Raw genomic sequence first — 9,634 nt, 5'->3', positions numbered from 1 at the left:
GGGCTGTGAGGTTGAGTTGGCGCTCAACGGTTTAACCCGTGCCTTCAGCCCCCGCAAGCCCTCCAGACTTTCCCCGATAAATATTCCGGACAGTAGTGGGTGCTGCAGCGGGGCCAGCTCGGCGTCGGCGGCGATCCGCGCCTCCGCTTCGCAGGCCTGTGCCGTGTTCGTTCATCGCCGTCCTCCCCTGGCCGGGCGTCGCAGCTTCCGCCAGTTTCAAGCGGGCCGCCGCCGAGCGGCTCATCACCGTGCCCACCGGCACCCCGAGGATGTCCGCAGGTTGTGCGATAGTCGTTTTCAATCGCGGACGGAGTCCGCTCCTACACCCTCCAGGGAAGCACGGCTTTTCGTAGGATGGCGTTGAGCGAAGCGATACCCATCACCACGGCAGCATGGGTATCGCAAGCTCAACCCATCCTACGAAGAGCACATCGGCGCAAGACAGTTGCTCCTACGACCGTGCTTCATGGAACCGTAGGAGCGGACTCTGTCCGCGATTCGGCGGATAAAGGTTCGCGAGCAAGCTCGCTCCCAGGGGCGGGGCGATCAGACCAGCAGTTCCGGCTCGACCATGTCGCATTCGAAGCTGATCCGCCCACCGGCCTCATCGGCGCTGCCGCCGGTGATCGGCCCGTAGTAGTTGAGGCCGTTATCCAGGCTCACGCAGACGTGGGTCGGCTCCTCCGGCGCATCCAGCTGCCCCTGGAACACCAGCTCCATCACCCCCGGCTCCAGGGTACGCAGCTCGACGGCAATGGCCGGGTTGTCCACGGCCTCGGTTTCGCGCCCCCGGTGCTCGGCGCTGACGGTGACGGTGGCGGTGAAGTGCGGCATGAAGTGCTCCAGGGCTGGGGAAATGAATGCGGGCGCCAATCTGCCCGGCGCGGCGGCGCCTGGCAAGGGTCAGCCGACGTGAAAGCGAAAGCGCAGGTGCGGCCAGGCCTCGGGATCGTCCACCGGCAGCGGCACGGTGCCGCACGGCACCACCCGCAGCCAGAACGCCAGGGCGTTGCGATTGCCGGTCAGCACGTTGAGCTGCCAGTCGCCGGGCTGCCCGGCGAACAACGCCCAGGCTGCGGCGCGGCCCACGCCCTGGCGGCGGAACGCCTGGCCGACATAGAACTCGGCCAGCTCGTGCAGCCCCGGCCGCTCCAGGGCGCGCACCAGGGCGAAGCCGGCCACCTGGCCGTCGACGCGGATCAGGTAGGGCCGGCGCCCGGGCTCCAGCCAGTACAGCGCCAGGTACGGGTACAGGTCCGACTCGACGCCGAGCTCGCGCAGGTAGCCCGGCAGCATGGCCGCCAGCAGCGGCTCCTCGTCCGGGCCGGCGACCTGCACTTCGACTTGCGGGTTCACGGTGGCCTCCCTTGGGCGGTGCTCCCTGCACCATAGCCCAAGGCAGGCCATCCGGCCCGTTCAGAGGTACTCGATGCGGTTGCGCCCGGCCTGCTTGGCGCGGTACAGCGCCAGGTCGCTGCGCGACAGCACCGCCTCGGCCGTGGCGTCGCCGGCGAGCATGTCGGCGACGCCGATGCTCAGCGTCAGCGGGATGCGCTCGCCGGCGTGCACCAGCGGGGTCTGCGCCAGGTGCTCCTGCAGGCGCTGGGCGAAGGCCACGGCGTTGTCGCGGCTGGCGTCGCTGAGCAGCACGGCGAACTCCTCGCCGCCCATGCGCCCGACGCTGTCGCTGCGCCGCACCAGGCCGGCGAGGACGTCGGCGAAGTGGCGCAGGGCCAGGTCGCCCACCGCGTGGCCCCAGCGGTCGTTGATCGCCTTGAAGTGGTCCAGGTCGCACATCAGCACCGCGGCGCTGCGCTCGCCGCCGCGCTGCACGCGGCCCAGCTCGGCCTGCAACTGGTGCATGAAGCAGCGCCGGTTGGGCAACTGGGTGAGGAAGTCGGTGGTGGCCAGCACCTGCAGCTCGGCCTCGATGCGCTTGCGTTCGGTGATGTCGGTGATGAAGCCGTGCCAGAGCACGCTGCCGTCGGCCTGGCGGCGCGGGTGGGCGTGGCCCTGGCGCCAGCGCACGCCCTGCTCCGGCAGCTGCACGCGGTACTCCAGCTCCCAGGGCACCAGGGTCCGCGCCGAGGCTTCCAGCGCGGCCAGGTAGCGCGGCATGTCCTCGTCGTGGATGATCGCGCGGATGCGCTCGGTAGGGCCGTCGGCCAGTTCCTCCGGGGCCATGCCGTAGATTTCCCGGCTGCCGGCGCTGACGTAGGGGAAGCGCGCCGAGCCGTCGGGCAGGCGGCGGTACTGGAAGACCATGCCGGGAATCTCGTTGGTCAGGTCGGTGAGCAGTTCGAGGTTCTGCCGCAGCTTCTCGGCCAGCACGCGCTGGGCGGTGATGTCGGTGGTGGTGCCGAGCATGCGCAGCGCCCGTCCCTGCTCGTCGCGTTCGACCACCTTGCCGCGGCTGCACACCCACATGTAGCTGCCGTCCTTGCGGCGGATGCGGTGCTCCACCTCGTAGGCCGCGGTTTGCCCGGCGAAGTGCGCCTCCATGGTCGCCCTGACGTAGGCCAGGTCGTCGGGGTGCACGCGGGCGTAGCTTTCCTCGATGCGCTCGCCGATCTCGTCCTCGGCGTAGCCCAGCAGGGCCTTCCAGCCGGAGGAATAATGGATGACGCCGCTGGGCACGTGGCGGTCCCAGATGCCGGTGCCGCTGCCCTCCACCGCCAGCGCCAGGCGCCGCTCGGTGATGCGGGTGCGCTCGGCGCCGCGCTCCAGTTCCAGCAGCGCGGCGGCCAGGCCGGCGTATTCGGCCAGGGCCTCGGCCTGGGGAGCGTCCAGCTCGCGCGGGCGCTCGCCCAGCAGCCAGAGCTGCCCCAGCGGCAGGCCGTCGGCCGAGCGCAGCGGGCACAGGTGCCGGAACGCCCAGCGCGCGGCCAGCGCCGCCGCGCCGTCGTCGGGGCCCCCGCCCGGGCGTTCCAGCCAGGCCCTGTCCTCGGCGCCCAGGCCAAGGCAGGCGCACAGCCGCCACGCGCCGCCGTCATCGCGCATCAGCACCGCCGCATCCAGGGCCAGGTGGCCCAACGCCAGGCGCAACAGCCCGGCATGGTGGCGCTCGCCCATACTCTCCATCGCGTATCCCGTACTCACGGACTGCATCTGCACACTGCTCGCTCAGGCACCCAGGGAACCGCCGGGAAAGTCGGCCGTCGTTTCGAGTCTATCCATAATGGCGTTCTGGCGTCATGACAGCCCATCAGCTGACAGACACAGCTCATCGGCCACTGTCCGCACGGCATTCCCGAGAAAACATGCCAATTCGCCATCATGCAGAGGTAGGCTTTCGTAATCTAGGCTAGCCTCATGCCAGAATTTTCCTACACCAGAATTCTCCTACAAAAGTGTTCCGCTGGAGCAATGGAATGCCGGAAGATCCGCGTAACTTCGACTCGGTCATCCTGATCGTCGACGACCAGGTCAGCGACATACAGCTGCTGGGCGAGGCGGCCAGGGGGCTGGGCGTGACGCACTTCGCCTCGGACGGCCGCCAGGCCCTCGAACTGGCCCGGCGCATCCGCCCGGACGTGGTCCTGCTGGACATCGAGATGCCCGGCATGGACGGCTTCGAGGTGTGCCAGGCGCTGATGGCCGACGCCAAGCTCAACGACGCCGCGGTGATCTTCGTCACCGCCTACGACCAGGTGTCCCACGAGCTGCGCGCCCTGCAGATGGGCGGCGTGGACTTCATCACCAAGCCGATGAACCTGCCGGTGGCCCGCGCGCGCATCCGCACCCACGCGCGCCTGCGGCATATGGCGAAGATCCTCGCCAACCAGGACCCGCTGACCAACCTGCCCAACCGCGCCCTGCTCGCCGACCGCATGGCCCAGGCCATCGAAGGCGCGCGGCGCAACCAGCAGCGCGTCGGCCTGTTGCTGCTGGACCTGGACAACTTCAAGGCGGTCAACGACGCCGAGGGCCACTCCCTGGGCGACGCCATCCTGCAGGAGACCGCCCTGCGCCTCAGCCGGCAGTGCCGGGCGATGGACACCGTGTGCCGGCCGGGCGGCGACGAGTTCGCCGTGCTGCTGCCGGAGGTGCACAGCCTGGAGGCCATCGGCGATTTCGCCGCGCGGGTGCAGGCGGCCCTGGGCGAGCCCTACGTCATCCGCGGCACCAGCTACCACCTCACCGCCAGCATCGGCATCAGCCTCTACCCCGACGACAGCGACGGCGCCGAGGACCTCTACCGCCACGCCGACGCCGCCATGTACCAGGCCAAGGCCGCCGGGCGCAACGGCTACAGCTTCTTCTCGGCGGACATCGAGGCGCGCATGCGCGAGCGCCACCTGCTCGAACGGCACATGCGCCTGGCCCTGGAGCTGGGCGTGTTCGAGGTGTTCTACCAGGCTAAGGTGCACGCCGCCACGCGCGCCATCGTCGGCGTCGAGGCGCTGATCCGCTGGCGCGACGGCGAGGGCCGCCTGGTGCCGCCGGCGGAGTTCATCCCGCTGGCCGAGGAAACCGGGCTGATCGTGCCCATCGGCCAGCAGATCCTCCTGCGCGCCTGCCAGGACGCCCGCGCCTGGAACGATGCCGGGCACGCGCTGACGGTCAGCGTGAACATCTCGGCGGTGCAGTTCCGCAGCGAGAGCTTCGTCGACCAGGTGGCCGAGATCCTCGCCCAGACCGGCATGCAGCCGGGCAACCTGGAACTGGAGATCACCGAGGGCGTGCTGGCCAGCGACCGCTACGCCTCGCGCCAGACCCTGGCGGCGCTGCGCGAGCTGGGGGTGCGCATCGCCATCGACGACTTCGGCACCGGCTACTCCAGCCTGGCCTACCTCAAGCGCTTCCCGGTGGACGTGTTGAAGATCGACCAGAGCTTCGTCCGCGACATGCTCCAGGACCGCAGCGACGCGGCGATCATCGAGGCCATCATCAAGCTCGCCCAGGCCCTGGGCCTGGAGCTGGTGGCCGAAGGGGTGGAATGCCCGAACCAGGAGAGCGCGCTGGCGGCGCTGGGCTGCCCGGTGATGCAGGGCTACCTCTACTGCCGCCCGGTGCCGCGCGACGACATGAGCCGCCTGCTGGCCGCCGGCCTGCAGCCATGACCACCCGTGCCACGGGCACGACCGCAACGGGAAGGATCGGGTGAAGACGACACCGGGCAACCTCAGGTTCAACCGCTGGTCCTGGGCCGTCCTGGCCCTGGGCGTGCTCTGCTCGGCCCTCGGCGCCGCCCTGGTGCAGCGCGGCAACCAGCAGCAGGCGCGCGCCGCCGTGGCCCAGGAGGCCAACCGCCTGGCCGACACCGTGCTGGCGCGCATCGAGCTGTACCAGTACGGCCTGCGCGGCGCCCGCGGCGCGGTGCTGACCGCCGGCGAGGCGCACATCGGCCGCGAGGTCTTCCACCGCTACGCCCAGACCCGCGACGTCGCCCGGGAGTTTCCCGGCGCCCGCGGCTTCGGCTTCGTCCGCCGGGTGCCGGCCAGGGCGCTCGACGACTTCCTGCGCAGCGCCCGCGCCGAAGGCCGGCCGGACTTCGCCGTGCACGAGGTAAAGCCCAACCCCGGCGAGCGCTACGTCATCCAGTACATCGAACCGGAACAGCCCAACCTGGCCGCCATCGGCCTGGACGTGGCCTCCGAGCCGCGCCGCCAGCAGGCCGCCCAGGCGGCGCTGCGCACCGGGCTGCCGCGGCTCTCCGCGCCCATCACCCTGGTGCAGGCTTCCGGCGCGACCCAGCAGTCCTTCCTGATGCTGCTGCCCATCTACCGCGGCGGCGTCACTCCGGCCAGCATCGAACAGCGCGAGGCCCAGGCCATCGGCCTGGGCTACGCGCCGCTGCTGATGCGCGAGGTGCTCGACGACCTGCGCCTGGACGACGCCGCCGTGCACTTCCAGCTCGCCGACGTGACCGATGGGGAGCCCGGCGACACCTTCTACAGCAGCGCCGACGACGCCAAGGCGCCGCGGCTGTACCCGCAGAGCCTGCAGCGCGACGTGTTCGGCCGCCGCTGGCAGATCGACTTCAGCGCCCACCCGGCGTTCGTCCAGCGCCTGCACCCGCTCTCCCCGCCCCTGGTGTTCGGCGCCGGCTGCCTGGGCAGCCTGCTGCTGGCCGCCCTGCTCGGGGCCACCGCGGTCAGCCGCCAGCGCCGTGCCCAGGTGCTGGAGCAGCAGGCGCGGCTGGCGGCGATCGTCGAGTCCTCCGCCGACGCCATCGCCGGCAAGAACCTGCAGGGCGAGATCACCAGCTGGAACGCCGGCGCGCAGAAACTGCTCGGCTACGCCGCCGAGGAAGTCCTCGGGCGCCAGGCCAACGGCCTGCTGGTGCCCGCCGAACGGGTGGCCGAAGAGGAACCGCTGCTGCGCCGCGTGGCCCAGGGCGAGCGCCTGCCGCCCTTCGACACCCAGCGCCGGCACAAGGACGGCCGGCTGATCGACGTATCGCTGAGCGCCTCGCCCATCCGCGGCCCCCATGGCGAAGTGGTGGGCACCTCGACCACGGTGCGCGACATCTCCGCGCAGAAGGCCGCCGAGGCGCGCATCCACGAACTCAACAGCGGCCTGGAACGCCAGGTGGCCGAGCGCACCGCCGAACTCGCCGAGGCCAACCGCCTGCTGACCGGCGTGTTGCACTCGGCCTCGGAGGTGTCGATCATCGCCACCGACGCCAACGGCATCATCCGCATCTTCAACCGCGGTGCCGAGCGCCTGCTGGGCTACCGCGCCGAGGAACTGGTCGGCCAGGCCACGCCGCAGCGCCTGCACCCGGAGGACGAGGTGGCCAGCCGCGCCGCCCAGTTGGGCGAGGAGTACGGCCGCCCGGTGCCGGGCTTCCGCGCCCTGGTGCAGAAGGCCGAGGACGAAGGCGCCGAGACCCGCGAATGGACCTACCTGCGCAAGGACGGCAGCCGCGTGCCGATGAGCCTGGTGGTCACCGCCATGCGCGACGAGGGCGGCCAGGTCAGCGGCTACCTCGGCATCGCCGTCGACATCACCGAGCGCAAGGCCGCCGAGGACCGCCTGCGCCTGGCCCACGACCAGCTCGCCCTGGCCGCCGAAGCAGCCGGCCTGGGCATCTGGTGGTGGCGCCCGGCAGACGACACCCTGCACTGGAACGAGCGCATGTTCGAGCTCTACCAGCAGCCGCCGGAACTCAACGGCAACGGCCTGAACATCGGCCACTGGCGCGAGCGCCTGCACCCGGAAGACGCCCCGGCCACCCTCGCCAGCCTGAACGCCGCGGTGCAGGGCCAGGGCCACTACGAGCCGACCTTCCGCATCGTCCGCCCCGACGGCCAGGTGCGCTACATCCAGGCCGCCGCCCGCGTCGAGCGCGACGCCGACGGCACGCCGCTGCGCGTCACCGGCATCAACCTGGACATCACCCGCGAGCGCGAGATGCAGGCCTCGCTGCGCCAGGCCAAGGAGCAGGCCGACGCCGCCAACGCGGCCAAGTCCAGCTTCCTGGCCAACATGAGCCACGAGATCCGCACGCCGATGAACGCCGTGCTGGGCATGCTCTTCCTGGCCCGCCAGACCGAGCTGAACCCGCGCCAGCGCGACTACGTCGACAAGGCCCATTCCGCCGCCACCGCCCTGCTCGGCCTGCTCAACGACATCCTCGACTACTCCAAGATCGAGGCCGGCAAGCTGCTGCTGGAGGAGCACCCCTTCGAGCTGGAAACGCTGATGCGCGACCTCGCCGTGGTGCTCTCCGGCAACCTCGGCAGCAAGGACGTCGAGATGCTCTTCGACATCGACCCCAACCTGCCCGGCAGCCTGCTGGGCGATGCCCTGCGCCTGCAGCAGATCCTCATCAACCTGGCCGGCAACGCCATCAAGTTCACCGACCACGGCCAGGTGGTGGTCAGCGTCAGGCAGCTGGGCCGCGAGGGCGAGCGCCTGCGCCTGCGCATCGGCGTGCGCGACAGCGGCATCGGCATCGGCCCGGCGCAGCTGCAGAGCATCTTCGACAGCTTCACCCAAGCCGAGGCCTCCACCACCCGGCGCTTCGGCGGCACCGGCCTGGGCCTGTTCATCTGCAAGCGCCTGGTGGAACTGATGGGCGGCCGCCTGCAGGTGGAAAGCCAGCTGGGCTTCGGCAGCCGCTTCTGGTTCGACCTGGACCTGGCGGTGGTCGGCGAGCGTCCGCTGAAGGCCGGCTGCGCCGTCATCGACCGGCCGCTGCGGCTGCTGGTGGTGGACGACAACCCCAGCGCCGCCGAGCTGCTGCTGCGCACCTGCGAATCCCTGGGCTGGCAGGCCGACCAGGTCAGCGGCGGCATGCAGGCGGTGGCGCGCTACCGCGAGGCCACGGGTCAGGGCCTGAGCTATGACGTGGTGCTGATGGACTGGCGCATGCCCGACCTCGACGGCCTGCGCGCCGCGCGGCTGATCCAGCGCGAGGCCGGGGCGCACACGCCGCCGACCATCATCATGATCACCGCCTATGGCCGCGAGGTGCTGGCCGACGTGCGCGACGGCGACACCCCGCCCTTCATCGACTTCCTGACCAAGCCGGTCACCCCGCGGCAACTGGCCGACAGCGTGCAGCAGGCCCTGGGCGGCCAGGCCGCCGAGCCGGCCACGGCGCCCGCCGCCGACAGCAGGCGCCTGGCCGGGCGGCGCCTGCTGGTGGTGGAGGACAACGCGCTGAACCGCCAGGTGGCCGCCGAACTGCTGGCCAGCGAGGGCGCCGAGGTGCTGTTGGCCGAGGGCGGGCTGGAAGGCGTCGAGCAGGTCTGCCACGGCGGCGTGCCCCTGGACGCCGTGCTGATGGACGTGCAGATGCCCGACATCGACGGCCTGGAGGCCACCCGGCGGATCCGCGCCGACGGCCGCTTCGCCGCCCTGCCGATCCTCGCCATGACCGCCAACGCCGCCCAGGCCGACCGCGAGGCCTGCCTGCTGGCGGGGATGAACGACCACATCGCCAAGCCGATCGACAAGGAACACATGGTCAACCGCCTGCTGGCCCACCTGGAGGCGCCGCAGCGCGCGCGGGAAGCGCCGCCGCAGCTGCCGGAGGAAGACGCCATCGTCGAGGGCCGCGACAGCGTGCTGGGCCGCTTCGGCGGCGACGAGAAGCTGATCCACCGCGTGCTGCGCAGCTTCGAGCCGGAGATGGACAAGCTGCTGGGGCGCCTGGACATGCTGCGCGGCAGCGGCGACGTGAGCGCCAGCGCCGGCCTGCTGCACACCCTCAAGGGCAGCGCCGGCACCATGGGCGCCAGCGCCCTCGCCGCGCGCTGCGCGGCCCTGGAGAGCGACCTGCTGCGCACTCCGGCCGAGGCGCAGGCCGCTGCCCTCGCCACGCTGCCGGTGGACGAGCTGCGGCAATTGCTGGCGGTGACACTGGCCGAGCTGCAGGCGCTGTTCGCCGAACCGCCCGGCCTGGCCCCGGGCACCGCCGCGCAACTCAGCCGCCCGCAGGTGCGCGAGCGGGTGGGGGAAATCCTCGGCCTGCTGGAGTCAGGCAACCTCGACGCCCTCGAACGCCTGGAGGCGCTGGCCCGCCACCAGCACGCCTGGCCGCGGCAGTTCCTGCGCTTCAACGACCTGGTCCAGGCCCTGGACTTCAAGGGCGCGCTGCAGGTGGGCCGGGAGATGCTCAATGAGCTGTGAGCCGCGCGGCGGGCATGGCCGGCGTCCGCTCAAGCCGGCGGACATGTTG

General features: G+C 71.2%; 5 protein-coding genes. 2 read left to right on the top strand and 3 right to left on the bottom strand.

Annotation, left to right across the window (positions count from 1 at the left end; genetic code table 11):
* Positions 1-546: 546 nt before the first annotated feature.
* The 3 genes from RN02_RS05205 to RN02_RS05195 form a co-directional block, all read right to left on the bottom strand.
* Positions 547-834 (bottom strand): hypothetical protein, encoded by a 288-nt coding sequence (locus RN02_RS05205; RefSeq protein WP_009622496.1) that lies wholly within the window; start codon positions 832-834, stop codon positions 547-549.
* Between the two features lie 69 nt (positions 835-903).
* Positions 904-1,356, bottom strand: a complete 453-nt coding sequence (locus RN02_RS32120; protein ID WP_064583357.1) for a GNAT family N-acetyltransferase — start codon at positions 1,354-1,356, stop codon at positions 904-906.
* A 60-nt stretch (positions 1,357-1,416) separates the two neighbouring features.
* Positions 1,417-3,108: a sensor domain-containing diguanylate cyclase gene (locus RN02_RS05195; protein ID WP_043313421.1), complete on the bottom strand. Its 1,692-nt coding sequence runs from the start codon at positions 3,106-3,108 to the stop codon at positions 1,417-1,419.
* Between the two features lie 263 nt (positions 3,109-3,371).
* Here RN02_RS05195 and RN02_RS05190 point away from each other — a divergent pair, with 263 nt between their 5' ends.
* Positions 3,372-5,063 (top strand): putative bifunctional diguanylate cyclase/phosphodiesterase, encoded by a 1,692-nt coding sequence (locus RN02_RS05190; RefSeq protein WP_043313420.1) that lies wholly within the window; start codon positions 3,372-3,374, stop codon positions 5,061-5,063.
* A gap of 40 nt (positions 5,064-5,103) precedes the next feature.
* Complete coding sequence (locus RN02_RS05185) at positions 5,104-9,585, top strand: PAS domain S-box protein (RefSeq protein WP_043313418.1); 4,482 nt, start codon at positions 5,104-5,106, stop codon at positions 9,583-9,585.
* Positions 9,586-9,634 lie beyond the last annotated feature (49 nt).

The sequence above is a fragment of the Pseudomonas sp. PI1 genome, from assembly GCF_000812405.1.
Classification (GTDB): Bacteria; Pseudomonadota; Gammaproteobacteria; order Pseudomonadales; family Pseudomonadaceae; genus Pseudomonas; species Pseudomonas citronellolis.
The sequence above is the reverse complement of the archived record's forward strand: the minus strand, read 5'-3'. Positions and strand labels throughout refer to the sequence as shown.

Bases quoted from the DNA above. Each gene is read 5' to 3' on its own strand.
- RN02_RS05190 (WP_043313420.1), top strand. From the start codon at position 3,372: ATGCCGGAAGATCCGCGTAACTTCGACTCGGTCATCCTGATCGTCGAC.
- RN02_RS05195 (WP_043313421.1), bottom strand. From the start codon at position 3,108: ATGCAGTCCGTGAGTACGGGATACGCGATGGAGAGTATGGGCGAGCGC.
- RN02_RS05205 (WP_009622496.1), bottom strand. From the start codon at position 834: ATGCCGCACTTCACCGCCACCGTCACCGTCAGCGCCGAGCACCGGGGG.